The organism is Halomonas sp. ML-15 (assembly GCF_014779595.1).
GTDB lineage: Bacteria > Pseudomonadota > Gammaproteobacteria > Pseudomonadales > Halomonadaceae > Franzmannia.
This window is the reverse complement of record NZ_JACXZT010000019.1, coordinates 1811118-1836409: the sequence shown is the minus strand read 5'-3', so window position 1 is coordinate 1836409 and position 25292 is coordinate 1811118. Positions and strand designations below refer to the sequence as shown.

General features: G+C 63.1%; 21 protein-coding genes. 6 read left to right on the top strand and 15 right to left on the bottom strand.

Annotated features, from left to right (window positions below; all coding sequences use genetic code 11):
• Positions 1–152: 152 nt before the first annotated feature.
• The 3 genes from IEI94_RS20275 to IEI94_RS20265 all read right to left on the bottom strand — a co-directional run bounded on the left by IEI94_RS20275 (position 153) and on the right by IEI94_RS20265 (position 3035).
• Complete coding sequence (locus IEI94_RS20275; protein ID WP_191169020.1) at positions 153–1205, bottom strand: IS481 family transposase; 1053 nt, start codon at positions 1203–1205, stop codon at positions 153–155.
• A gap of 94 nt (positions 1206–1299) precedes the next feature.
• The gene (locus IEI94_RS20270) at positions 1300–2592 is read right to left on the bottom strand and encodes a Y-family DNA polymerase (protein WP_191169019.1); all 1293 of its coding nucleotides are present in this window, start codon (positions 2590–2592) and stop codon (positions 1300–1302) included.
• A gap of 2 nt (positions 2593–2594) precedes the next feature.
• Complete coding sequence (locus IEI94_RS20265; protein ID WP_191169018.1) at positions 2595–3035, bottom strand: LexA family protein; 441 nt, start codon at positions 3033–3035, stop codon at positions 2595–2597.
• 640 nt (positions 3036–3675) lie between these two features.
• Here IEI94_RS20265 and IEI94_RS20260 point away from each other — a divergent pair.
• Positions 3676–4263, top strand: coding sequence for a hypothetical protein (locus tag IEI94_RS20260; protein WP_191169017.1), 588 nt, complete (start codon positions 3676–3678; stop codon positions 4261–4263).
• Between the two features lie 16 nt (positions 4264–4279).
• On the opposite strand, the gene IEI94_RS22700 is transcribed toward IEI94_RS20260, so the two are convergent.
• The 6 genes from IEI94_RS22700 to IEI94_RS20230 all read right to left on the bottom strand — a co-directional run bounded on the left by IEI94_RS22700 (position 4280) and on the right by IEI94_RS20230 (position 12610).
• On the bottom strand, positions 4280–4876 hold the full coding sequence (locus tag IEI94_RS22700) for a helix-turn-helix domain-containing protein (RefSeq protein ID WP_224750210.1): 597 nt from the start codon (positions 4874–4876) through the stop codon (positions 4280–4282).
• 67 nt (positions 4877–4943) lie between these two features.
• Positions 4944–6701, bottom strand: a complete 1758-nt coding sequence (locus IEI94_RS20250; protein ID WP_191169016.1) for an EAL domain-containing protein — start codon at positions 6699–6701, stop codon at positions 4944–4946.
• A 7-nt stretch (positions 6702–6708) separates the two neighbouring features.
• On the bottom strand, positions 6709–9312 hold the full coding sequence (locus IEI94_RS20245) for a GAF domain-containing protein (protein ID WP_191169015.1): 2604 nt from the start codon (positions 9310–9312) through the stop codon (positions 6709–6711).
• Positions 9313–9432: 120 nt separating this feature from the next.
• Positions 9433–10275 (bottom strand): carbohydrate ABC transporter permease, encoded by an 843-nt coding sequence (locus tag IEI94_RS20240; protein ID WP_191169014.1) that lies wholly within the window; start codon positions 10273–10275, stop codon positions 9433–9435.
• Positions 10272–11162, bottom strand: coding sequence for a carbohydrate ABC transporter permease (locus IEI94_RS20235; protein WP_191169013.1), 891 nt, complete (start codon positions 11160–11162; stop codon positions 10272–10274). The genes IEI94_RS20240 and IEI94_RS20235 overlap by 4 nt, the downstream gene beginning before the upstream one ends.
• Before the next feature lie 86 nt (positions 11163–11248).
• A complete protein-coding gene (locus tag IEI94_RS20230) occupies positions 11249–12610 on the bottom strand; it encodes an ABC transporter substrate-binding protein (RefSeq protein ID WP_191169012.1) in 1362 nt (453 codons plus the stop codon).
• Positions 12611–13092: 482 nt separating this feature from the next.
• On the opposite strand from IEI94_RS20230, the gene IEI94_RS20225 reads away from it, so the two are divergent.
• Positions 13093–14178: an ABC transporter ATP-binding protein gene (locus IEI94_RS20225; protein ID WP_191169011.1), complete on the top strand. Its 1086-nt coding sequence runs from the start codon at positions 13093–13095 to the stop codon at positions 14176–14178.
• Here IEI94_RS20225 and IEI94_RS20220 read toward each other — a convergent pair.
• The 6 genes from IEI94_RS20220 to edd form a co-directional block, all read right to left on the bottom strand.
• A complete protein-coding gene (locus IEI94_RS20220) occupies positions 14175–15134 on the bottom strand; it encodes a carbohydrate kinase family protein (protein WP_191169010.1) in 960 nt (319 codons plus the stop codon). The two genes, IEI94_RS20225 and IEI94_RS20220, sit on opposite strands and share 4 nt — an antisense overlap.
• Positions 15131–16789, bottom strand: coding sequence for a glucose-6-phosphate isomerase (gene pgi / locus IEI94_RS20215; protein WP_191169009.1), 1659 nt, complete (start codon positions 16787–16789; stop codon positions 15131–15133). Before pgi ends, IEI94_RS20220 begins: the two co-directional genes overlap by 4 nt.
• A gap of 120 nt (positions 16790–16909) precedes the next feature.
• Positions 16910–17791: an aldo/keto reductase gene (locus IEI94_RS20210; RefSeq protein ID WP_191169008.1), complete on the bottom strand. Its 882-nt coding sequence runs from the start codon at positions 17789–17791 to the stop codon at positions 16910–16912.
• The gene (locus tag IEI94_RS20205; protein ID WP_191169007.1) at positions 17788–18723 is read right to left on the bottom strand and encodes a D-hexose-6-phosphate mutarotase; all 936 of its coding nucleotides are present in this window, start codon (positions 18721–18723) and stop codon (positions 17788–17790) included. The genes IEI94_RS20210 and IEI94_RS20205 overlap by 4 nt, the downstream gene beginning before the upstream one ends.
• Before the next feature lie 14 nt (positions 18724–18737).
• Positions 18738–19706: a glucokinase gene (gene glk, locus IEI94_RS20200; protein ID WP_191169006.1), complete on the bottom strand. Its 969-nt coding sequence runs from the start codon at positions 19704–19706 to the stop codon at positions 18738–18740.
• A gap of 3 nt (positions 19707–19709) precedes the next feature.
• Complete coding sequence (gene edd / locus IEI94_RS20195) at positions 19710–21596, bottom strand: phosphogluconate dehydratase (protein WP_191169005.1); 1887 nt, start codon at positions 21594–21596, stop codon at positions 19710–19712.
• A 186-nt stretch (positions 21597–21782) separates the two neighbouring features.
• Between edd and gap the strand changes: the two genes are divergently transcribed.
• From gap to ispD, 4 genes are all read left to right on the top strand, one after another.
• On the top strand, positions 21783–22784 hold the full coding sequence (gap, locus tag IEI94_RS20190) for a type I glyceraldehyde-3-phosphate dehydrogenase (RefSeq protein WP_191169004.1): 1002 nt from the start codon (positions 21783–21785) through the stop codon (positions 22782–22784).
• Between the two features lie 182 nt (positions 22785–22966).
• Positions 22967–24133, top strand: a complete 1167-nt coding sequence (locus tag IEI94_RS20185; protein WP_191169003.1) for a GNAT family N-acetyltransferase — start codon at positions 22967–22969, stop codon at positions 24131–24133.
• Between the two features lie 76 nt (positions 24134–24209).
• Complete coding sequence (locus tag IEI94_RS20180) at positions 24210–24557, top strand: septum formation initiator family protein (RefSeq protein ID WP_191169002.1); 348 nt, start codon at positions 24210–24212, stop codon at positions 24555–24557.
• The gene (gene ispD / locus IEI94_RS20175; protein ID WP_191169001.1) at positions 24554–25291 is read left to right on the top strand and encodes a 2-C-methyl-D-erythritol 4-phosphate cytidylyltransferase; all 738 of its coding nucleotides are present in this window, start codon (positions 24554–24556) and stop codon (positions 25289–25291) included. The genes IEI94_RS20180 and ispD overlap by 4 nt, the downstream gene beginning before the upstream one ends.
• Position 25292 lies beyond the last annotated feature (1 nt).

Sequence of the window (25292 nt, the reverse complement as noted above, 5' to 3'; positions counted from 1 at the left end):
TTGCTATTTCTAGCAACCGGGAAAGTTTAGCTGTTAATTTTGTGCCAGTTTTTTCTAGCCTCTTTTTTCTTTGTATCCAGATATTCAGCGAGATCCACTGCGTGTACAGTGATGGTAATCACCTGACACATGCCCCCGTGGGGCCTCTATAGTTAAGCAGTGTTCTCTACCGTTTTCCTGGTCTCCTTCTTCGCCGCTTTCGGGAGTCCTTTCTTGAAGACGGCATAGGGTGTCATCCCCTTCATGTTGCGGCCTTGGTGGGGGCGCTTGGTGTTGTAGATGATCAGGTAGTCATCCAGATCCGTCTGCATCTCTTCCAGGGCTTCGTACCACTTGGTGCGGCCCTGGATGCGAAAGTGCTCGTCTAGGAGCGTGCGGTGCAGCCGCTCGACGAACCCGTTGCTCTGCGGCCGGCGCACTTTGGTCGTACGGTGCTCGATCTCTTCGAGCTGGAGGAATAGCTCATACGGGTGATGATCCTTGCGCCCGCAGAACTCTCGGCCATTGTCGCTGAGCACTGTGCTGATCCTGGCATTGTGTGACTCGAAGAAGGGCAGCACGTCATTGTTGAGTACATGGACTGCCGTGACAGGCAGTTTGTTGGTGTACAGTCGGCCCCAAGCATAGCGGCTGAAGCAATCGATGACCGACTGTAGGTAGACCTTGCCAACGCCTTTGAGCGTGCCGACGAAGAAAGTGTCGACGGCGACCAGCTCACCAGTGTGGTGGACCTCGATATGGCGCTCGCGGAACTCAGGACTGAAGCGCTCTAGGTGACGCACCTGATCATCGGTCAGCTCGATCTTCTGCTCGCGTGTGGCCCGTTCGAGGCGCAGGAGGCGCTCATGGCGCGTCAGCAAATCATGGCGCCCCCACACACCTCTGACGCCCGTAGAGCTCACCTGAATGCCACGTAGAGCCAGTTCTTGAGCCACTCGAACAGGGCCGTGGGTAGGGAAGGCCAGGCTGTGCTCGAGAATAGCGGTTTCGATCTCTTCGTTGACGCGATTGGGGTGTGGTCCCCGTGGCCCAGGGAGCTTGTCGATTAGCCCCTCAGAGCCGAAGGTTTGATAGTTGCGACGGATCTCATAGAACTGCTGTCGGGAGTAGCCCATCACCTTGCAGGCCTTGCTAACGTTCTGCAGGTCCTTGGCCAGTTCTAGGAGACTGAGCTTGCGTCGTGCTACCTTTTCTTCGGTGGTCATAGTCGTTTCCTCATGGTGTTACAGACGAGCGTCAGACACTCGTTCTATAACCCACGGGGAGCACTATGGCCACTTCGCTTTCAATGGCCGACTGTCAGGTGAATACCGTCACATCACAGTTTATGGTCTTAATTTCTTCCCATCGTGTTGTAAATCTATTGGAGCGCTTAGCACAACGCAAATGCCACGCAGCTCCAGGACTGGGCGTACCGAGTTTGACGGTGCCTCGGCCCATCTTCTTGTTTAGATCATCCAGCGTGGCCATCAACTTATGGCTACGCTCGCGCTGGGCTTCGTTTTGTGGGGTGTCGAGTAGCGAGAGCTGCTGCCGGTTGGCGTCGACCAGGTCGAGCAGCATGACACCGGCTTTCATGAACTGGTAGTTGGGCCGGTAGATCTCGTTGAGCGCGTGGCTGGTGGCGTGGAGTATCTCGCGGCTGTCGTCGGTGGGTCGTTCCAGCTCCACAACCACGCTGGGAGAGTACTGTGGTAGGTCCGGCCGGTGGCGGTTGGTCTTGAGGAAGACCATCACGGCGCGGGCGAGACTGTCCTGGCTGCGGAGTTTCTCGGCGCTGCGCTGGCCGTGCTGGCGTATGGCTTCGTGGATCTCGGCCTTGTTGCCGGTGAGGCGCCCAAAGCTGCGCGAGGTCATGATGCGCTGGCGTGGCTCGGTGGGGTCGTTCATGTCGATGGCGGGTATGCCCTGGAGCTCGAGCACGGTGCGCTCTAGGGTGGTGCTGAATTTGCGCTTGATGGCCTTGTGGTCCTGCTGGGCCAGGTCCCAGGCGGTGCGCAGGCCCATGACAGCGAGACGCTCACGCAGCCGGCCGCCTACACCCCAGATGTCGTCGAGGGGCGTGCGCTGGAGGATCCCTTTCATCTCAGCGGTGCCGGCGTTGAGCACGCAGACGCCGCCGTAGCCGTCGATTTTCTTAGCAGCACGGTTGGCGAGCTTTGAGAGCGTGCGAGTCGGTGCGATACCCACACAGACAGGGATGCCGGTGTATTGCCGCACCTTGTGATGCACGTCCCGAGCGTGCTCCAGCAGCGCGCTCGGGGTGAAGCCTTCAAAGTGGGCGAACATCTCGTCGATGGAGTAGGGCTCCACCTCGGGGGTGAACTCCTCAAGCACGGCTTGCACCCGGCGGCTCAGGTCACCGTAAAGCTCATAGTTAGATGACAGCAGATGGATCTGCCCGCTGCGCACCAGGTGCTGCAGCTGGAAGGCAGGAGCACCCATCTCGACCAGTGGTTTGATCTCGTTGCTGCGGGCGATGACGCAGCCGTCGTTGTTGGACATGATGCCGACCGGGCGGCCGTTGAGGCGAGGGTTAAAGGCGCGCTCGCATGAGACGTAGAAGTTGTTGCAGTCGATCAGTCCGATCATGGCTACACCTGGAATTCGTGAATGACGGAGCGGACGACGCCCCACACCTGGCAGTCCAGGTCGGTAAGGGCGATGGGCTGGTAGCGCTGATTTCCTGAGCAGAGGTAGGGGCGCTGGCCTAGCAGTTGATAGCGTTTAACGGTGATCTCGCCCTCGACCAGGGCGACGAGGATGTGGCCGGGGCGTGGGTCTAGCGAACGATCTACGACCAGAGTGTCGCCGTCGTAGATACCGAAGGCCTCCATGCTGTCGCCGGTGACGCTCATGAAAAATGTGCTGGCGGGACGTTTGATGAGGTGTTCGTTGAGGTCAAGCGTGCGGCCCTCGTAGTCCTGTGCCGGGCTTGGAAAGCCGGATAGCCCGGCGCGGCCCAAGGCCAGCGGGTGGGGCAGGGCCAGGTGCGGCGGTGCTATGTGAGCGCAATAGGGGATGTTGGGATGCATGGTTAGGTGCCTCTTGCTAGATGCTGATGTTTTATACAGTATTGGCCTGTGCCGCTGCCACAGGTAAGCGCTAATGGAGCAACGGCAGGTGATGGACTGGTAAGAGGGGGAGCTGATGCGAGTGAACTACCTGGGGCCATTCGTGGGCGACATCCATCCGGCGGTGAAGGGGAAGAGCCGACGACGGTACCCATCCAGTTGCTACCTGGTAGAGGTGAGCGACGAAGCTGGCATTTACCGTCATGGTCGCAAAGGGTGAGGTCGAACTCGATCTGTGCGGCGCCGTCGCGGAAACAGCGCGACCTGCGACGTGGGCCAATGAAAATTAGTCTACTAGGTGTTGATGTCTGTATAGGTATGGTATAAATTTAGAGGCGTGACACATGGGTCACACCTTGTGACTGGCACGACTCACTCTCCCGTCTGGGGTCGTACCAGCCACCGATGCAGCTCCCGTCTGCATCTTTCGACAGAGTAGTCCGTTGTATGCCCCCTACCCCGGGGGCTTTTTTTTGTGTTGGTATTAGCTCTGAACCCCATCCGGTTGAGGCCCTCCAATGCACCAATGTTAGGCGTTGGCGGTGTGTCCATGGCCGACAGGTGGTAGGGTTTGCACAGGATGCATTGTGGGAGGATACGCATGACGCTGCAGCGAGCTGTTCAGGTAATTGGGGTGGTACTGATGGCGCTCGTACTGCTGGGATGTGGCAGTGATGGCGATAATGACAACGGCGGGGCCGTTGTCGAAGAACAGGACGCCGCGGAGGACACCGCAGAGGTCGAGGAGCCCGAGGCTGCCCCCGCGGTAGAGGTGATGAATGAGGCTGTTGAGATCGAAACCGATGCGCGTCTGGATAACCGCCGTCAGATGCAGATCAGCGGTGTCACCAACCTGCCCGAAGGGACGCAGCTGCAAATAGTGGTAGAGCGCGAGTCGAGCCGGGTTCGCTGGCGTTCGAGTGCCAATGTCAGTGCCGAGGGCAGTTTCGAGGCCGGCCCGTTTGGCCCCGGCAGCGGGTTACCCGATGGCACCTACCTGATCGAGGTCAACATGCCGCCGGCCAACGTGCAACCAGCATCAATACGCGAGCGCATCGGTGAACGTGGCGAGCATCTCGAGGGCGAGCTGGTACGCGAGGCCAATCACGGCTTGGGCAATGAGGTGCGCTATCGCTCTCAGGTCGAACTGGGCGATCAGCGCAGCATTCGCTACATCGACGGTAGCTAGTGAGGAGGGGGATCCTTCAGGTGGCCTGCAGCTGCCAGCGGGCCTGAAACTTGCCATAGAGACGCAGGCTGGCATCGGCCGTGGCGGCCTGGTCGAGAGATTGGCCGTCGCACAGCAGTAGCAGCTCGCCCGTCGGCCCTTGTTGCACATGACGAACCAGCAGAGACTGCTGGTACTCGAGCAGATAGAGCCCCGGGCGCTGAAAGGTGGTGAGCGGGGTGATGGCAGCCAGGTCCCCCGGTGCAAGGAATTCGATATTCTCGCCTTCACCGGGTGTCAGCAGATAGCAATCCGCACCGAGATGGGCATCGCCAAGCAGGTTGTCCGGTAGGCTGACGTGCTGGCGAGGATGAGGGTGCCAGGGCGCCGGCGGCGTGGTTGTCAGGGTAAACACCTGGGCCGTTTCGGGGGAGCGTTCGCTGAGCAGTTCATCCAGCGGACAGCCGAACGCATTGGCCAGTGCAACCAGTCGCTCATGGCCGATCTGCTTGATGGCACCCGACTCCCAGTAGGAGATGGTGACGTCGGATACGCCGACCAATCTCGCCAGCGCGGCCTTGTTGAGGCCGGCCTTGAGTCGTAGTTGCTTGATTCTGGGCCCGAGAGCTTGCATACCGGTATCCATCGCTGAGTGGCCAATGATGCTCGACCAAGCGCCAGCTTCGGGCAACGCAGCATCGTCAACGTTGCAGTAACGCTTGGTTGTCTTGTTGACCACAATACCAGTCGGCGAATTCCTCGGCAGGCATGGGCCGAGAGAAATAATATCCCTGTGCGACCTCACAGCCCATTCCCGCGAGCATGGTGGCCTGGCCGGCACGCTCGATCCCTTCGGCTACCACATCGCAACCAAAGCCGTGTGCCATGGCGATGACGGTGGCGGCCAGATTGCGATTCTCGGCGCTATTTTCGAGATCATTGACGAAGGCACGGTCGATTTTTAGCGTGGCGACCGGCAGTGTCCTGAGATAGGCCAATGAGGAGTAGCCGGTGCCGAAATCATCAATGGCGACCTTGATGCCAGCGCTGGCCAGCTGCGTGAGCAGATGTCTGGCCAGGCTGACGTCGTGCATCAAGCCTGATTCGGTAACCTCGAGGCTGAGACGCTGCGTTGGCAGGCTGAGTGCCTCGAAGCGGGTCAGCAGTCGGTCGGCGAAGTCTCGTCGTCCGAGCTGGCGAGCGGCGATATTGACGGCGATCTCGAACCCTGCATGAGCATTTGGTAGATCCTGCCAGGCGGCCGCCTGTCGCATCGCCTCGTCGATCACCCAGTCGCCGATAGCGAGAATATCGCCGCTGGCCTCGGCCAGCGGAATGAATTCGGCCGGCGAGATGGCGCCCAGTATAGGGTGTTGCCAGCGTAGCAGCGCTTCGGCGCCAACGGTTCTGCCGCTGGCCAGATCGACCTTGGGCTGATAGACGAGCTGCAGCTCGCCACGGTGCGCCGCGCCCTTTAGGGCTTGCTGCAGTCGCAAGCGTTGTAGCTGAGATTCTTCCAGCGCCGGACTGTGGCTGCGAATACGCAGCCCCGGTGGGGTGGTAGGCAGGGCCAGCGCGGCCATATGGACCAGTCGCTCCGGATCGACGCCACGCTGGGTGCAGTAGCTGATGCCGATGCGCGCTTCTATCCTGAGCAGCAGTTCGTCGAGGGAGAGATCCTCATCGAGTAGCGCCAGCAAGCGCTCGGCGAGTCCTTGAAGTGCGGCCTCCGAACGGGGCGTGGGGTCCACGACCAGGAATTCGCTGCCGCCCCATAGGCCGATGCGCTGGGGGGCATTGAGTTCGGCGTTGAACCGACGTCCGACCTGGCGCAGGATCGCCTCAGAGGTGCTGTAGCCGTGCAGGCGAATGATGTCGTCGAGGCCATCGAGACTAACGAACAGCAAGCCGACTGCCTGGTGGGCAATGCTGCTGTCACGCAGTAACTTCAGCAGGCCGCGGCGGTTGGGTAGCTGGGTGATGGGGTCGGTGCGCGACTGCTGCTCAATGGCCTGAGTGCGCTTGGCCACTAGCCGCTCGAGCGCTTCGGCCTGTTTGTCGCGTACCTCGTAGCGGTGCTGGACGGAGAGAATATTGCGAATCCGTTGTAGCACCTCGTCGTGCTTGAACGGTTTGGTCAGGAAGTCGCGAGCCCCAAGGTCGAGGGCGCGGTAACGGGTTTCGTGGTCGACCTGGGCGGTGAGCACGATCACTGGCGGAACATGGTCGCCGTAGGCCTTCCGCAGCTGCTCTATCACGGCATGGCCGCTGAGGTAGGGCATACGGATATCCAGCAGGATCAGGTCCGGCTTACAGGCCTCACAGCTGGCCAGTACCTGGCGTGGATCGGTGAGTCCCTCGAGGTTGTCGAAACCATGATCGTCGAGCAGGTCGAGCAGCATCTCGACGTTGATGGGGTTGTCGTCGACGACCAGCAGGCGCTTGCTCTCTACGTGCATGGGGCGATTATTCCTGACGCGGGGCGGTGGCGCTGAGCTGCCGCGCGATTTCTTGACTCAGCTGTTCGAGGTCGAGGGGCTTGGTCAGATAGGCGGCGAAGCCGACATGCAGCGCACGGCGGATGTCCGATGCATGGACGCTGGCCGATACCGCGACAACCGGAATGCCTTGGGTGGGCGCATGTCGTTGCAGCTGCCGATACGCCTCGAAACCGCTCATGCCCGGCAGGTCGATGTCCATCAGGATCAATGCCGGTGGTCGGCCGCGTGTTATTTCGAGGCCGATTTCGGCAGAGGGGGCAGTCATCAACTCCAGATCGGGACGTTCGTGAAAGACGTCGGTCATCAGCCGCTGATTGGCCGGATTGTCCTCAATATACAGCACTCGGCGGCGGGTGCTGGCCGCGACCTCGTGATCGGCGTCGCCACCGCTATCGGATGAGTCGGCAGTATGCGGTGCAGTGCTGATTGGCAGCTCGAACCAGAAACGGCTGCCTTCGCCCGGCGTGCTCTCGACGCCCAGCGCACCGTTCATGCGCTCGACCAGTTCCTTGGTCAGCGCCAAGCCGATGCCGGTGCCCTCGATAGTGGAGTTTTCGGCATCGAGTCGGTTGAAGGGCTCGAACAGCTCTTTCTGCCGCTCTTGAGCAACACCGATACCGGTGTCGCTGACGATCACGCGGAGACGCTGGTCATGTGGTTCGATGGAGATATCTACCCGCCCGCCCGGATGGTTGTACTTGATCGCATTGGAGAGCAGGTTGAGCAACACTTGCTTGACCCGGGTGTAGTCGGCTCGCACCGCAAGGGTGCTGTTGGCAGTCGGCGAGTCGAGGGTAATGCCAATCGTCTCGGCGGAGGCGTCGAGGATTTCGATGGCGTCCTTTATCACGTCGTCGATGAGGATGTCTTCCAGCGACAGATGCAAGTGTCCCGCCTCGATCTTGGCCAGGTCCAGCACCTCGTTGATCAGGCTGAGCAGGTGGTTGCCGCTATTCTGGATCTGTACGACCTGGCGCAGCTGGCGCTCGTTGAGGGTTGATTTGCGGCCGTTGGCGAGCAGTTGGGCAAAGCCGATGATGGCATTGAGCGGCGTGCGCAGCTCATGGCTCATCGACGACAGGAATTCGCTCTTGGCACGGTTGGCTTGCTCAGCCTGGTCGCGGGCCTGGGAGAGCTCCTGAGTATGCCGATAGAGGTTGATCAGTAGCGAACAGGTGGCGGTGAAAGGCTGCAGCCATTCGAGCGTCTCTCGGCTGTAGTCGCTGCGCCCATTGGCGATGGCATACATGCCGATGACCTTGTCGCCATCGAAGATCGGTACACCGAGATAGTTATGTAGCGCCGGGTGGCCAGGAGGAAAGCCGCCACGATGGGGGTGGTGGGGCAGATCGTTGGTAAGCACTGTCTCGCCGTAGGCGAAGACTCGGCCAAGCAGGGTGTCGGGCCGGGTCAACAGCATGTCCCCGGAGCGCAGCTTTTCCATTAGCTGGCGTGACTCGTCGCTCCACGACAGGTCGGTAATGGCGTGTATCTTGAGCGCTGGCGCCTGGCGCTTGGGCAAGACCTCGCCGATCAGTGCATAGTCGCTGTCGGTGAGTTCACGTAGCGCTTCCATCAGGAATGTCCACAGACGGTCGCCTGAAATCAGCGCCTGGTAGTCGGTGATGCCCTGATGCAGGATCTTGAGCAGCGACGCTTGGCGGTGAGCCTCGGTGATGTCGTGGGCGATGCTTATCACCCCGCTGGGCTGATCCCGGTCGTCGTAGAGAGGCGACTTGGTGATCTCGAAGCGGCGACCGTCAATCGGCAATAGCGTGACACGCTGCGTGTTGTTCTCGGCCATGACCCTGATATCGGTGTCGCGCAGCATGTCCACCACCTGCCGGGGCAGGTAGTGTGCGATATCGAAGTTCCCGCGCTGCTCCGGCGATAGCGACTCCACCAGTGCGCGGTAGTCTTGCGGTGTGATGCCTAGCAGCTGATAGCAGGCCTGGTTGGCGACCAGATAGCGGCCGCTACTGTCGCAGGCATAGATGGGGTCGCGACTGCCTTGCAGAATCGAGCTCAACAGCCCCGACAGCTGCTGACTGCGGCGCTGCTGCTCGCGCTCCTGGTGGCGCAGGGCGTGCAATCGTAGCAATTCTTCTGCCTGGGTCGCCAGGCGCGCCAAACGGCGCTGCTGGGCGATATCCAGACCACGCGGTCGGGAGTCGATCAGGCACAGGGTTCCCACTACCTGGCCGTCCAGGGGACGCAGTGGGAAGCCGGCATAGAAGCGAATGAACGGCTCGCCGGTCACCAGCGGATTGTCGGCAAAATCGGGGTGCTCGAGGGTATCCTCGATGATCAGTGGCGCATTGGCTGCCACCGCATGACCGCACAACGAGATATCCCGGGGCGTTTCGCGGCTACCAAGGCCGCGGCACGACTTGAACCACTGTCGCTGTTCGTCAACCAGTGACACCAGGGCAATCGGTACGTTGAAGAGATCGCGGGCCAGGTCGGTGAGATTGTCGAAGCCCTCGTCGTCGGGGGTGTCCAGCACCGCGAGGGCATGCAGGGCGCCGAGTCGCAGCGCTTCGTCTTCGGGGGGTTCTGGCGGGCGCATGGCCTCTCCTGTCGACTCTCCCGGTCGGCCGATGAGGCCGACCCTTACGCTGGATCGCGCAGCGTAGTAGGAGATATCGACAGTTTACCGTAATTCTTTATCCCTTCGGACGCCTCTTTCTCAGCCCTTGACCGCACCGGCGGTCATGCCGGAAACGATATAGCGATTGGCCAGCAGGGCGAAGATGATGACCGGCAGCACGATCAGGCTAGCATAGGCGGCGATAACGCCATACTGAGCACCGGCTTCGACGCCACCCATGAAGCGGGTAATCCCCACCGTCAGGGGTTGCGCATCACTGCCGGCCAGGAAGAGCGCGAACAGGTATTCGTTCCACGACATGATGAATACCAGGATTGCCAAGGCGTTGAGTCCGGGGCGCACCACCGGCAGCGAGATGCTCCAGAACAGCCGCCACGGGCTGCAGCCGTCGACGATTGCCGCCTCTTCCATCTCCTTCGGCACGTTCTCGAAGAAGCCGACCATCATCCAGGTGGCGAAGGGGATGTGAATCGACAAGTGTGCCAGAAGCAGCCCGATTCGCGAGCCAGACAGCCCCAGGTTGACGAAGATCAGAAACAGCGGCAGCGCCAGCACCACATGGGGCAGGAAGCGCATCGCCAGTACCGCGAACGACAGACTCGAGCGTACCTTGGGTCGCAGTTTGGTCAATCCATAGGCCATGGGCACGCAGACCACCACCGAGATGATCACCGCGGCCACGGAGATGAACAGGCTGTTGCGGAAGAAGAACCAGAAGTCACCGGCACTAAAGGCCACCGCAAAGTTGTTGAGGGTGAAGTCCTGCATGGTCAGCAAGGCTAGCGGTGAGCGGAACATGGCCGTTTCGTTGAAGGCGGCCGCCAGCAGCACCACTGGGGGGAGCAGGGCGACGACCAGCCACAGCGAGAGGCCAGCGTACTGGCCGCCGAGCAGCAGGCGAGACTTTTGCCGATCATTCATTGGCTGGCCTCCTTGTTGACCTTGTAGACCTTGATATAGAGCCAGGCGACCACGGCCATGATCATGAACATGGTGAAGGCAATGGTATTGGCCATGCCCATGTCCTGATTGGCGATGCCGCGGTTGTAGGCGAGTATGCTCAGCACAGTGGTCGAGCGCCCGGGGCCGCCGCCGGTCATGGTGAAGACCATGTCGAACTCGCGGAAAGCGCTGGTCATGATGATGATCGAGACGAACAGGATATGGGCGCGGATCATCGGCAGCACCACATGCCACAGCGTCTGGAAGGGACCGGCACCGTCGACGCGTGCGGCTTCATAGAGTTCGTCGGGGATGGTGGTCAAGGCGGCGTAGAACACCAGGATCGCCATCGGAGTGAGATGCCAGGCGTTGGTCAGGGCGGTGGCGAACAGCGCCGTGGAACGGTCGGTAAGCCAGTACGGACCGCTTACGCCGAAGAAGCCGAGGACCTGGTTGATGACACCGAAATCGGGCTCCCACATGAACAGACGCCAGGTGATACCCACGATGACCGGCGTCATGACGAACGGCATCAGGAACAGCGCCATCCAGCCGGCCTTGAAACGGATCCGCTTGCCGCTGAGCAGGAAGGCCACCAGCATTCCGACCACCAGGCAACCCAGGGTGTTGGCCAGGGTAAACAGCGCCGTGACGCGCACCGAGTTGATGAACAGCGGGTCGCTCAAGGCATAGGCATAGTTCTCCAGCCCGACGAACCACTGATTACCGAAATCGTAGAGGAATACGTCATGCAGGCTGAAACGAAAGGCGATCGCCAAGGGAAAGACGACAATCAGCAGCATGGCGATCAGGCCTGGTAATACGAAGTACCAGCCCCGTGTATAGCGGTTGAGACTGTTATGCATGGAACTTGCCTCGAGGGAAAAAAGGAAACAGGGGGCAGGCTAGCGCAGGCCGGCGCGCAGGGCGCCGGCCTGTTAGCCGCTCGATCTCAGTCGAGGTAGCCGGCGCGACGGAAGGTGCGCTCCATATTCCTTACCCAGCGGTCCTGAGCCTGTTCAGGCGTCATGTCGCCGCTCAGCACGTCGGTGGCAAAGTCGACGGTGCCCTGCCACATCACGGTGCCGTATTCGGGGATCCCCTGGCGGACGAAGACCTGCTCGAGCACCTGCTCATAGGCGGGCAGGAAGGCGTCGTAGTGATCTTCGAGCCCACGCAGCTCCTCGCTCGAGAAGTGCGCTTCACGTGAGAACTGCTGAGTCAGCTTGCCCCACTCGATCTCGTTGTCCTGAAGCATCCATTTCAGGAACTTGAAGGCCTCTTCCGCGTTCGGCGTGTCGAGGATAAAGACCCCACCACCGCCGAGGAATGGCACACCCTGCTCATAGCCCTTGAGGTTGCCCTCGTACATCGGCAGCGGGCGGTAGTGGACATTGCCAGCAGCGACGCCGCTCGGGTCCTCCACGGTACCCAGCCCCTGCGGCCACATGGTGGCCATGGCCAGCCGACCGTCACGGAAGTAACTCAGGCCCTCGAGGAAGTCCCAGTTGCGCGCGGCCCGCGGGGCCACGTCGTTGGCGAGATCGACAAACAGCTCCGCGGCTTCGACCAGAATCGGATTGTCGAGATCGGTCTGATACTCCTCGTTCCAGCCTTCGAGTCCGGTGGAGTAGAGCATGACGATGAAGCTACGCGCCACGCCACTGCCTGAGCCCAGCGCATCGGCCCAGCCGTAGAGATCATGTTCAAGCACTTCACCGGCCACTGTCTCGCCGGCCTCACGAGTGAAGAACTCGGCGACCTCGTAGAGCTCCTGCCAGGTATTGGGAACCTCCAGTGCGCGCCCGTATGCCTCCTCGAAAGCCGCCTGCTCCTCGGGATGCTCGAAGAAGTCTTCGCGGGCAATCAGCATCGGTGCCGCTGGCGTAGTGGGGAGTGCAATGATCTCGCCGGGGCGGGCGTCGCTTTCCATGTGTGAGCGTCGGATCAGCTCGGGGTAGGCATCGAGATCGAAGCCGTGCTCCTCGATATAGGGCGTCAGGTCAACGACATGGTCGCGAAAGGTGCCGAACCAGCCGGGGCTGTGGTAGCCCATGTCCCACCGCCCGGTACCGCCGATGGCTTCGATGGACATGCGATCGCGCAACTGGTCGGGGGGCAGGATCTCGCCCTCGATGCGAACACCGGTCTGGCGCTCGTACTCCGGGGCAAAGTGCTCGATGACGGCATCGGCTTCCTCGCCGGGGTGGAGTGCCCAGCGAATGGTGATGTCGTCGGCGAGTGCCGGGGCCAAGCCGCCACTCGCGGCGACCAGGCCGGCGCTGGCCAGGGTGAAGAGGCGTGTTCTGGTCATCTACTGTTCTCCCTGTGTCACGATGAGTGGTTGATGTGTTTCTGCATCGCGATTCGGTGGATGATTGTTATGAGTGTCAGGCGACTATCCGCCAGTAACGGCGAGAGGATTAGCTCGCTGATTAGCCAGCTTGCACTCAACATAGCCGAAAGGGAGAATCGTGTCACCTAAGTGGCAAAAAATGCGCTAAGGTTAGGGAAAGCGCGCTCAGGCGTGTTGTGCATTGCGATGCGGGTTGATGCAGTACAAAGGCTCAAAAGGGCATGAGGATTTTTTATAACGTCATGATATTTAGTGGTTTTTATAAATAAAGGAAGGTGTGTTTTGCGCCGGACAATCAGGATGTCATACACAAGAAAGAATAAATAAATAATACTAAAGGTTAACCGGATGTCTGGGCTCTGGGCATCCAATAAGGTGACATTTTGGGGCGACACTACCTTTGCAAAGCTAAATTTATACCAAAGTAGGATATAACAAGTATGGCAACCATATCTCTCGATAACGTGGAAAAATCTTTCGGTGAAACCCGCGTCATACATGGGGTCGATATCGACATTGCCGATGGCGAGTTCGTGATCCTCGTCGGCCCGTCTGGATGCGGCAAGTCAACGCTGTTGCGCATGATTGCGGGGCTAGAGTCGGTGACGGCCGGGGATGTGCGTATTGGCGACAAGGTCGTCAACGACATGCCCCCCAAGGCGCGCGACATCGCCATGGTTTTCCAGAGCTATGCGCTCTACCCCCATATGACGGTGGCCGAGAACATGGGCTTCTCGCTCAAGCTGTCGAAGGTCGACAAAGCCAAGATCGCCGAGCGGGTGCAGGCGGCCTCGGATATCCTCGACCTGGGGCCCTACCTGAAGCGCTATCCGCGGGAGCTCTCCGGCGGGCAGAGACAGCGAGTGGCCATGGGGCGCGCCATCGTGCGTGACCCGCAGGTGTTCCTGTTCGATGAGCCGCTGTCAAACCTCGATGCCAAGCTGCGCGTCTCGATGCGCACCGAGATCAAGGAGCTGCATCAGCGCCTCAAGACCACCACGGTCTACGTTACCCACGACCAGGTAGAGGCCATGACCATGGCCGACAAGATCGTGGTGATGCATGACGGCGTGGTGCAGCAGATGGGCACCCCCCTGGAGCTCTACGACACGCCGGCGAACTTGTTCGTTGCCAGCTTCATCGGCTCGCCGGGGATGAACCTGATCAAGGGCCGTATCGGCGATGATCGGCGCTTCGCGGTCGACGGCGGCGGCGAGCTGGCGCTGGGGGAGGTGCGCGAGGGCTGGGCGTCACGTCAGGCGGTACTCGGCGTACGCCCGGAGAACCTGACTCTGGTAGAGCAGGGGCTGCCGGCCAAGGTGGTCTCCATCGAGCCCACCGGCGCTGAGATCCATGTCGTCGTGCGACTCGGTGAGCAGGACATTACGGTGGTCTTCCGCGAGCGTCACCCGCTGTCACCAGGGGATACCATTCAGCTCGCCGTCGACTCGGAGCACGTTCACCTGTTCGATCCGCAAAGCGGCAGGCGCCTGGAAGACCTCGAGCGCTTCCAGGCTGCCTCCTAACTGCGCAGCGCCTCGAGGTCCTGGCGTGTCGGCAGGGCGGCATAGGCGCCTGGGCGGGTCACCGCATGGGCGCCGCAGCGGCAGGCCACTTCGAGCTGCTGCCGTAGCCGGTCCTGATCCTGCCACCAGGCGTCATCCTGAGTCTCGGCGAGCATCGCCAACAGGCCGCCGATAAAGGCGTCACCACCAGCGGTGGTATCGACCGCCTGGACCTGTGGCGGCGTCACCACTAGGCGCTGCCCGGCACTGAATGCCTCGACATTGCCCGGGCCGTCGGTGATCACGGCCAGTTTGACGCCGGCGGCCAGTCGCTCGTTTAGCCAGGCGTCGGCGGGGTGGTCGGCGCGCAGGTAGTCGAGCTCGTCGCGGGACAGCTTGATCAGTTGGGCACGGTCGAGCAACTGGGTGACCAGGCTGATATCGGCGCTGCCCGTCTCCCACAGGCTGTGGCGCAGGTTGGCATCGACGCTGACCAGGGCGCCGACCTTGGCCGCCATGTCGGCCATTGCCAGGGTGGTGTCGGCGATCTCGGGCTCGGTGAGGCTGTTGGTGCAGACATGCACGATGGCGGGGTCGGCGAAGACCCCCGGTGGCAGATGCTCGAGGCGATAGAGCAGGTCGGCAGCGGGGGGGCGGTAGAAGTCGAAGGTGCGCTCTCCCGCGGCATCCCGGGACACGAAGGCCAGCGCCGTGCGCGCCGCGCGGGTGCGCACCACGCCGCTGGTGTCGACGCCGTGGGCAGCCAGCTCGCCGGCCAGAAAATCACCGAAGTAATCGGCGCCCAGCATGCCCAGGAAGCGGCTCGGCACGCCCAGCCGCGCGCAGGCCACCGCGACGTTGGCGGGGGCGCCGCCAGCGTAGGGAGTAAAGGTTTCCGCGGTGCCGTCATCGGCGTCGCCGAGGCGGCTGGAGAGCATGTCGACGAGCGCTTCACCGAAGGTGATGATGGGCATCATGAGGAGGCCTCCTGTTTGCCACGCTTGCCTTTGGCCTTGCCCTTGGCGGGGCTGGCGTGATCGGGAAAGTGTCCGCGGACCAGCTGCAGCAGCCCCTGGGTCGAGGCGTCGAAATCGCTGGCATTGGTATCGATGCGCTCGCTGATCTCGCCGGCGATGCGCTTGCCGAGCTGCACGCCCCACTGGTCGAAGGAGTTGATGTTCCAGATCACCCCCTGGACGAACACCTTGTGCTCATAGAGCGCGATCAGTGCGCCGAGATTTCTGGGCGTCAGTTCATCCAGCAGCAGGGTGCTCGACGGGCGATTGCCGGGGCAGCTGAAGGGGTCGTGGCTGTGCTCCCGGGTGTCGCCCTGGCTGCCCTCCATAAAGGCGTTGGCCTGGGCCAGCATATTGGTCAGCAGTGCGAAGTGATGGTCTTCGAAGCCAGGCTCGGGTTTGAGCGAGGCGATGAAGTCGATGGGGACGTAGCGGGTGCCCTGGTGCAGCAGCTGGAAGAAGGCATGCTGGCCGTTGGAGCCGGTCTGGCCCCAGACGATCGGCCCGGTCTTGTAGTTGACCGGATGGCCGAAGATATCCACCGACTTGCCGTTGGACTCCATGTCGAGCTGCTGCAGGAATGACGGCAACTGATGCAGCGCCTGGTCGTAGGGCACGATGGCTTGAGTCTCGGCGCCGACGAAGTTGATGTACCAGATGCCGATCAGTGCCATCAGGACCGGCATGTTCTCGGCAAAGGGGGCCTCGATAAAGTGGCGATCCATTTCATGGGCCCCCTCGAGCAGCTCCATGAAGCCCTCGAAGCCGATCGACAGGGCGATGGGCAGGCCGATGGAGGACCACATCGAGTAGCGGCCACCCACCCAGGCCCAGAACTCGAAGACATTCTCCTCGCGGATACCGAACGCCATCGCCGCACGGCGGTTGGTCGAGGCGGCGATGAAGTGGGCGCCGACATCGGCGTCTTCGCCGGCATTGTCGAGGAACCAGCGCCGCGCGCTCTTGGCGTTGAGCAGCGTCTCCTGGGTGGAGAAGGTCTTGGTCGAGACGATGAACAGGGTGGTCGCCGGGTCGAGGCGGCTGAGCACCTTCTGGATATGAGTGCCGTCGACGTTGGAGACGAAGTGGAAGCTGAGCTCCGGATGGCGGTACTTGAGGAGTGCCCGCACGGCCATGTTAGGGCCGAGGTCCGAGCCGCCGATGCCGATGTTGACCACGTCCTTGATGCGCTTGCCGCTATAGCCCTTCCACTCGCCGCTGCGCACCTCCTCAGAGAAACGCTTGATCTGCTCCCGGGTGCGCTGAATCTCGGGCATGACGTCCTGGCCGTCGACGTAGACCGGCTCGTCGCCGAGGTTGCGCAGCGCGGTGTGCAGCACTGGGCGGTCCTCGGTAACGTTGATGATATCGCCGGAGAACATTTGCGCTCGGCGCTGCACCAGCGCCGAGTGGTCGGCCAGCTCGAGCAGCTTGGCGAGCACCTGCTCGGAGACCTGATGCTTGGAGTAGTCGAGGAACAGACCGCCGACCCGCAGGCTCATCTTCTCGAAGCGCTGCGGATCGGCGCGGAAGTAGTCGCGTATGCGGTCGTCGCGAGTGTGCTGGTGGAGCCGTTCTAGGGCCTGCCAGGTCACACTTCGGGTCAGTTGGAACATGCGTGTCTCCTGTTGTTGTAGGTGTGGCTAAGCGGTTCAGCGGATAACCCGATGTGACCAAGAGTGAATCGAGTCAGCTTGGGTGTCTGTAGGGATTACCCCCATCTCGCGGCGAGCCGCTCAGGCGACTCGCTCGCTGCGCGCCTCCTCGAGCAGGGCGTACCAGGTGCTACGCTCCAGGGTGAGCTTGGCGCCGTTCTTGAGCTCCTCGATGCGCTCGCCGCGCAGGGTGCCGATCACCGGCACCGGCGAGCCGGGCAGGGCGCGTAGCCAGGCCAGAGCGAGGCCGGCAGCGCTGGTCTCGAACTGTGGTGATAGCCGTGACAGGCACTCGCCGAGTACGTCCTCGAACACCACTCCACCGCCTAGCGGCGACCACGCCAGGGGCCGCAGGCCGTCGCGGCTCAGGGCATCGAACAGGCCGTCGAACAGCGGCTCTGGATGGGCCAGCGACAGCTGCAGTTGATGGCAGGTCAGGCGGTGGCGCATGGCGCCTTGCAGGCGACGCCACTGCTCGGGCAGAAAATTGGAGACGCCCACAGCCCCCAGCTTGCCGGCGTCGATGGCCGCATCCAGGGCGTTGGCGGTGGCCTCGACGTCCATCAGCGGGTCGGGGCGGTGGAGCAGAAAGTGGTCGAGGCGTGCCACGCCAAGCCGGTTCAGAGAAGCGTCGATGGCGGCATTCAGATAGGCCGGTGAGCTGTCGTAGTGCTTGACGCCGTAGCTGGACGGGTCGCGTCTGGGGGTGACGATGCCGGCCTTGGTGACTACCTTGACCCGGCTGGCGAGACTCGGGCGCGTGCGAAGTGCGGCGCCGAACAGCGTCTCGGCGCGCTGGTCACCGTAGATATCGGCGTGGTCGAACCAGTTCAGGCCCTGATCGAGGCGCGCCTCGATCCAGTCGGCCAATCGCTCGGGGGCGTGCAGCTCCTCACGCTCATGCAGGCGCATCATGCCGAGCAGGAAGGGGGCATCGATCTGCGGGGCGTCAGGGGTGTTCATGGCTGCTCCTCCACGCTAAGCGTCGTACCCAGCAGGTGCTGGGCGCCGGGCACCAGCCACACCGGATCGAGGCGAGTGCAAGCGGCCTCGATGCACAGGAAGTGGCGACTGGCTGCGGTGGGCGTGTCGTCCGGCAGGGCGGTGTCGGGATGCCAAACCACCGTGGAGTCGCTGCCCTGTTTGGCGACACGCAGACACCGGCTGCCGTCGTCGAGCACCACTTCGCGGTTGGAGTGGTAGATGCGGTCCAGCGCGCCGCGTACGCCGAGCTCGCCCTGCTGTTCGCGCTCGGCAAAGCCGGCCAGCTTGTCCAGGTAGCGGGCGCCGGCCAGCCCCTCGACGCGACACCGCTGGACATCGCCGACGGCAAGATAGCTGTGCAGCGCGGCGCTGAACTTGATTGGCGTCTCGCCGCGGTGTTCGGTGATCAGCTCGACGTGCAGGCGCTGGGCATTGGCCTGGATCACCGCCCGCGGCGCCAGTTGGCTGTGCAGGCGTTCGGACGGCGAAAGGTGCAGCTCGACGCCACCCTCATGGTCATCCACGGCTTCCAGCGTCCAATCGGCCTTGCGCGCCGGACCATGCATCGGCCCCGAGCGGTCTGGTGACTCATCGGCGGTATGTTCGTCGGCAAACCACGGCCAGCACAGCGGAATGCCGCCGCGAATTGCTCCGGGCAGATCCTGTGGGGTGGGCGTTACCCATAGCCAGCCCCCAGCGACCATGTCCTCGGGTGCCGCTGTCGCGTCGAGCGTAGAAGCGTCTGCAGCTGGCGCGGGCGCCGGTAAATAGTGAAGCACCTGAGCTCCCTGCAGCGAGACCGCCAGCTCGCCCCAGGGCTCATTGGCCAGCCACACCTCGCGGCCGGCCCATTCGGCGCGGCGCTGGCCGCGGGTATCGTCGAGCAGTGCACGCAGCGACTCGGGGATCATGCCACCTCCATCAGTCATTCCACTTCGGGATTGTGCAGGGCCTCGGCTGCGCCCAGCAAACCGGTCCAGGGCGCGGTGACGACCCGCACCGGAATCTCGGCATTGTAGGCGTTCATGCGTCCCTTGTCGGCAAAGGCCTCGGCGAAGCGGCTACGCGGCACCCAATCGAGCAGACGCGGCAGGATGCCGCCGCACAGATAGACGCCACCGCGGGCACCCAGGGTAAGGGTGGCGTCGCCGCAGACGTCGCCGAGAATCTTGAGGAAGCGCTTGACGGTGTCTGCGGCAATCGCATCGCCCTGGTTGGCCGCTGCAGTGACCTCGGCAGGCGAGGCGTAGCGCGGTGTGGAACCCTTCAGCGAACAGTGTGCAGCGTAGAGATCGGCCAGCCCCTGGCCGCACAAGATACGCTCCACCGACACCCGACCATAGCGATTGCGGAAATAGCGCAGCAGATTCTGCTCGCGCTCGTCGGTGGGTGCGAAAGTGACGTGGCCGCCTTCGGCGGGCAGCGGAATCCAGGCCTGACGGCCGGGCACCAGCCCGGCCACGCCGAGACCGGTGCCGGGACCGATGACCAGGCGCGCGGCCTGGGGTGCGGCCTGGCCTGGCTTGATGCTGACCAGTTCGTCGTCGCCGACATGGGGAACACCAAGGGCCTGAGCGGTGAAGTCGTTGAGGGTCTTGAACAGCGTCAGGTCGAGGGCCGACTGCACCTCATGCTTGGCGAAATCCCAGTGGTTGTTGGTCATGCGGACGCGCTCGCCGTGCACCGGGCAGGCGAATGCCAGGCACGCCTCCCGTGGAGCCAGTTCGCCGTGGTGCTCGACCTGTGCCAGATAGTCGCGCACCGCTTCCACCAGCCCCGGGTAGTCGGCGCAGGGCAGGCTGAGAATATGCTGGGGCTCGAATGTTCCCGGCGTCACCAGCGCGAAGCGGGCGTTGGTTCCGCCGATATCACCAATCAAGGCCGGTCGCGGCATGGCTCAGGCATCCTCTTCGTGGATCTGTTCGATCTGGCGTGCCAGGTCGTCGGCCTCGAAGCCGCCGAACACGCCGGCGCCCTCCTCGGCGCGCATCGCCAGGTGACGGAAGCCGCCGAACAGCTCACGGCCGAGGCCCACGTGGTAGTGATCGAGATCGCCGATGCGCCGTTCACGGTTGGCCCACTCGCCAGCGGCGAGCTTGACCTCGAGGGTGCCGGCGTCGGCATCGAGGCGCACGATATCGCCGTCGCGCAACTTGGCCAGGGGGCCGCCGTCGAGCGCCTCGGGGCTGATATGAATGGCCGCCGGGACCTTGCCCGAGGCGCCGGACATCCGGCCGTCGGTGACCAGTGCCACCTGATAGCCGCGGTCCTGCAGCACGCCCAGGTAGGGTGTCAGCTTGTGCAGCTCGGGCATGCCGTTGGCCTTTGGGCCCTGGAAACGCACCACGGCGATCACGTCGCGGTCGAGCTCCCCCGCCTCGAAGGCACCCTTGAGGTCATTCTGGTCCTCGAAGATCTTGATCGGCGCTTCGACCACGCGGTGCTCCGGCTTGACCGCGGAGATCTTGATCACGCCACGGCCCAGATTGCCCTCTAGCACGGTGAGGCCGCCGGTGGCGGCGAACGGCTTGGCCACCGAGGCCAGCACCTCGCTGTCGAGACTCTGCTCGGGTCCTTCGCGCCACACCAGCTTGCCATCCTCGAGGAACGGCTCCTGGGTGTAGGCGGTCATGTCGGTACCGAACACGCTGGGGATGTCGGTATGAATCAGCCCGGCACCGATCAGCTCACGGAACAGCAGGCTCATGCCGCCGGCGGCCTGGAAGTGATTGATATCGGCCTGACCGTTGGGATAGACCTGCATCAGGCTCGGGGTTACCGCCGAGAGTTCGGTGAAGTCGTTCCAATCGATGGTGATACCCGCGGCGGCGGCCATCGCCACCAGATGCAGGGTGTGGTTGGTGGAGCCGCCGGAGGCCAGCAGGCCGACGATGGCGTTGACGATGGCGCGCTCGTCGATCTGCTTGTAGAACGGCCGATACTCGCCGCCTGGCTCGCTGTTGCGGATCGCCTGCTCGGTGGCGAAGCGGGTCAGCGCTTCGCGCATCTCGGTGCCGGGGTTGACGAAGGAGGTGCCGGGCAGGTGCAGCCCCATCATCTCCATCATCAGCTGATTGGAGTTGGCAGTGCCGTAGAAGGTGCAGGTGCCGGGACTGTGGTAGGACTCTGACTCCGCCTCGAGCAGCGCATCGCGGCCGACCTTGCCTTCGGCGAACAGCTGGCGTACCCGCGCCTTCTCCTTGTTGGGCAGGCCGCTGGGCATTGGGCCTGCAGGCACGAACATCGCCGGCAGATGGCCGAAGCGCGCCGCGCCGATGAACAGTCCCGGCACGATCTTGTCACATACGCCGAGGTAGAGCGCCGCATCGAACATGTTGTGGGACAACCCCACGGCGGTGGCCATGGCGATCACGTCGCGGGAGAACAGCGACAGCTCCATGCCCGGCTGGCCCTGGGTCACACCGTCGCACATCGCCGGTACGCCACCGGCAAACTGGGCGGTGGAGCCCATGGCACGAGCGGCTGCCTTGATGGTTTCGGGGAAAGTCTCGAGCGGCTGGTGCGCCGAGAGCATGTCGTTATAAGACGAAATAATCCCCAGGTTGGCGCTGTTCATCAGCTTGAGCTGGTCCTTGTCCTGGGCGCCGCAGGCGGCAAAGCCGTGGGCCAGGTTGCCGCAGGAGAGTTCGCCGCGATGCACGCCGCGGCGGTGCTGGTCGGCCATGCGCTGTTCGTAGAGCGCCCGGCGCTCGGCCGAGCGCTCGCGAATACGGGCGGTGACACGGCTGACCGTGGCATTGAGAGACGGCGCTGAAGGGGCCATGAGCAACCTCGCTAGTACGGTGAATGGTGCAATGTTGGTAAATTTAGCAAAAAAAGGCCTTGAATGTCGTCATCCTTTGGGCCAAATTAGCTTTCAGACGTAATATAGTTCCAAGTTGGATCTTTTCTACACTCAAACAGACAGCGGATAACAGCTGCTACCGATCAGACGCACGAGGATGCCGCCATGACGTTACGTATTGCCATCAACGGGTTCGGCCGCATTGGCCGCAACGTGGTCCGCGCGCTATACGAAAACGGCTTTCGCCAGCAGGTTCAGGTGGTTGCCATCAACGATCTGGGCGCGCCGTCGCTCAACGCTCACTTGCTCAAGCATGACACCGTTCATGGTCATTTTCCTTTCGCCGTCGACCATGACGAAGAGAGCCTGAGTATCGACGGCGATCGCATTCATATCCTCTCCGAGCGGGATCCGGCGCAGCTGCCGTGGCAGCGTCTCCAGGTTGATCTGGTAATGGAATGTACGGGGCTGTTCACCAAGCGCGATGACGCCGCCAAGCACCTTGCTGCCGGTGCTGGTCAGGTGTTGATCTCGGCGCCCAGCCCCGACGCCGATGCCACGGTGGTGTATGGCGTCAACCACGACGTCCTGACCGCCGACCATAAGGTAGTCTCCAACGCCTCCTGCACCACCAACTGCCTGGCGCCGGTGGCCAAGGCGCTCAACGATGCGGTGGGCATCGAAAACGGCCTGATGACCACGGTGCACGCCTATACCAACGATCAGAATCTGTCAGATGTTTACCACAGCGACCCCTATCGGGCGCGCAGTGCGACCCATTCGATGATTCCCACCAAGACCGGTGCCGCCGCGGCAGTGGGCCTGGTGTTGCCGGAGCTGGCGGGCAAGTTTGACGGCCTGGCCGTTCGTGTGCCGCTGATCAACGTGTCGCTGGTCGACCTGGTGTTCACCGCCGGGCGCGACACAAGCAAGGAGGAGATCAACCAGATCGTCGCCAAGGCGGCGGAAGACTCCAAGGTGCTGGCGGTCAATGCCGAGCCGCTGGTCTCCATCGACTTCAACCACGACCCCAACTCTTCGACCTTCGACGCCAACCATACCCGCGTCAATGGTCGGCTGGTCAAGGTGATGGCCTGGTACGACAACGAGTGGGGCTTCTCCAACCGTATGCTGGATACCGCGCTGGCCATGGCCGCGGCGCGCTGATCCGCCCCGCGTAGCGATATCATGCCGGCGCGGCCGCATCGCGCACTCACGGCTCCGCTCGCGCGGTTACGCCGGCATGATGTCCTACTTCTGCTCGCCACAGGGGCGCCATCAGGCGCCCCTGTGGCGTTTGTGCTGTGGCGGGGTATGCTGGGTGAGAACGCCATCACTGCGAGACGCGCATGACCCATCTCGAACCTCCCCCCATCGCATCGACGCTACAGGTGCGCGAGGTAAGCTCGACAGCTGATGTGCCGCAGGAGGATTGGAACGCCCTGGTCGGCGATGACCACCCCTTTCTGCGTCATGAGTTTCTCGATGCTCTGGAATCCAGCGGCGCGGTGGAAGCATCGAGCGGCTGGGTGCCGCGCCATCTGACGCTATGGCAGGGCGCGCGGCTGGTGGGCATGCTGCCACACTATGACAAGTATCACTCCCGCGGTGAGTATGTGTTCGACTGGGCCTGGGCGGATGCCTGGGAGCGGGCCGGTGGCGCCTACTACCCCAAGGGCCTGTCGGCGATCCCCTTTACGCCGGCGCCGGGGCCACGCATGGCGCTGGCCGATCACGTCGATCCGTCATCTGCGGCGAGCGCCTTTGCCGCGGCCCTCAAGCCCCAGGCGCGCTCCAGCTGGCACCTGCTGTTCGCCGAGCCCGACCAGGTAGACGCCTGGCAGGCCGCCTGGCCGACCCTGCTGACGCGCCACGGCGTGCAGTTTCAGTGGCAGGATTGCGGCTTCGGTGATTTCGACGGTTTCCTGGCCGCCATGACAACCAAGCGGCGCAAGGCGATTCGCCGCGAACGGCGGCTGGTCGCCGAGCAGGGCCTCACTCTGCAGCGCCTGGTGGGGACACAGATCGACGCTGAGGCGCTGGACCACTTCTATCGCTGCTACTGCATCACCTACCTCGAGCGCGGCCAGCAGCCCTATCTTTCCCACGACTTCTTTCGGCGCCTGAGGGAGACGATGCCCGAGGCGCTGGTGCTGATTCAGGCCAGGATCGAGGACAAGCCGGTGGCGGCGGCGTTCTGTCTGCAGGGTGCGCGCACCCTGTATGGCCGCTATTGGGGCAGCGAGGTCGTCGCCGACTGCCTGCACTTCGAGGCCTGCTACTACCAGGGCATCGAGCACTGCCTGGCCCACGGCCTGACGCGCTTCGATCCCGGCACCCAGGGCGAGCACAAGCTGAGCCGCGGCTTTGCGCCGGTGGCGCTGCGCTCGCTGCACCATATCGCCGACCCGCAGCTGCGCCAGGCCGTGGCGCGCTTCTGCGACGACGAGCGCCGCCACGTCGAGGCCTACCGTCAACATGCCGCCGAGTCGCTGCCATTCAAGGTGTTGTCCTGAGCAGCGCTTGCGGGTCGCGATGGTAGCGGCGTTGGTGGCATAATGCCGGCCATCATTTATGCGACAGGAAGTCCCCATGCTCAAGTGGCTCGCCATCGTGCTGATTGGCCTGATTGCGCTGCTGCAGTACCAGCTGTGGTTCGGCGATGGCGGCGTGGCTGAGCTGGCCGATATTCGCGCCCGCGCCGATGCGCTGGAGGAGCAGAACGTGCCACTGCGGGCGCGCAATGCGCGGCTCGCCGCCGAGGTCATCGACCTGCAGACCGGCCTCGACGCCATCGAGGAGCGCGGCCGCAGCGATATCGGCATGGTGCGCGCCGACGAACAGTTCTTCTGGGTGCCGGGGGTGGTGGCGGAGAGCGCCATCGTCGAGCAGCGCGCCCTGCAGTCGGCCACCCAGGCCGGCGAGGAGCCTGCGCCATGAGCCGACTATGGCTGATCGTGCCGGCCGCCGGCGTGGGGCGGCGCATGCAAGCGGAGTGCCCCAAACAGTACCTGCCGCTGGCGGGTCGTACCGTATTGGCCCAGTCCCTGGTACGACTACACACGGCGTTTCCTGCCGCCACGCTGTGTTTATGCTTGGCCCAGGATGACACTGAGTTCGACGCTGACGCGGTACCCTTCGACGACTGGCGGCGCATCGATGGCGGCGCAGAACGTGCCGACTCGGTGGCCGCGGCGCTTGCGGCGATTGCCGCCGAGGCGGCGGATGACGACCTGGTGCTGGTGCATGATGCCGCCCGCCCCTGTGTGGCGCCGGACGATCTCGCCCGGCTTCTGGCAGCGGTGAGCGCAGAGCCCGACGGCGCGCTGCTGGCGGTACCGGTAGCCGACACCATGAAGCGCGCCGCGGCCGATGGCCGGGTCGCGGGCACAGAACTCCGTGACGGGCTGTGGCATGCGCTGACGCCCCAGGGCGCAAGGTTCGCTCTGCTGTACGACGCCTATCGTGCGGCCAGCGCTCGGGGCCTGGCCCTTACCGACGAGGCCTCGGCGCTAGAAGCGATGGGGCACGCGCCGCAGCTGGTGGCGGGGCGCCGCGACAATCTCAAGATCACTCATCCCGACGACCTGGCGCTAGCCGAGCTGATCCTCGCCGCCCAGGCCGGGTCCTCGGACAGTCCGCCCACGGCGGCGCAACACAAGGCGCTGACATGAC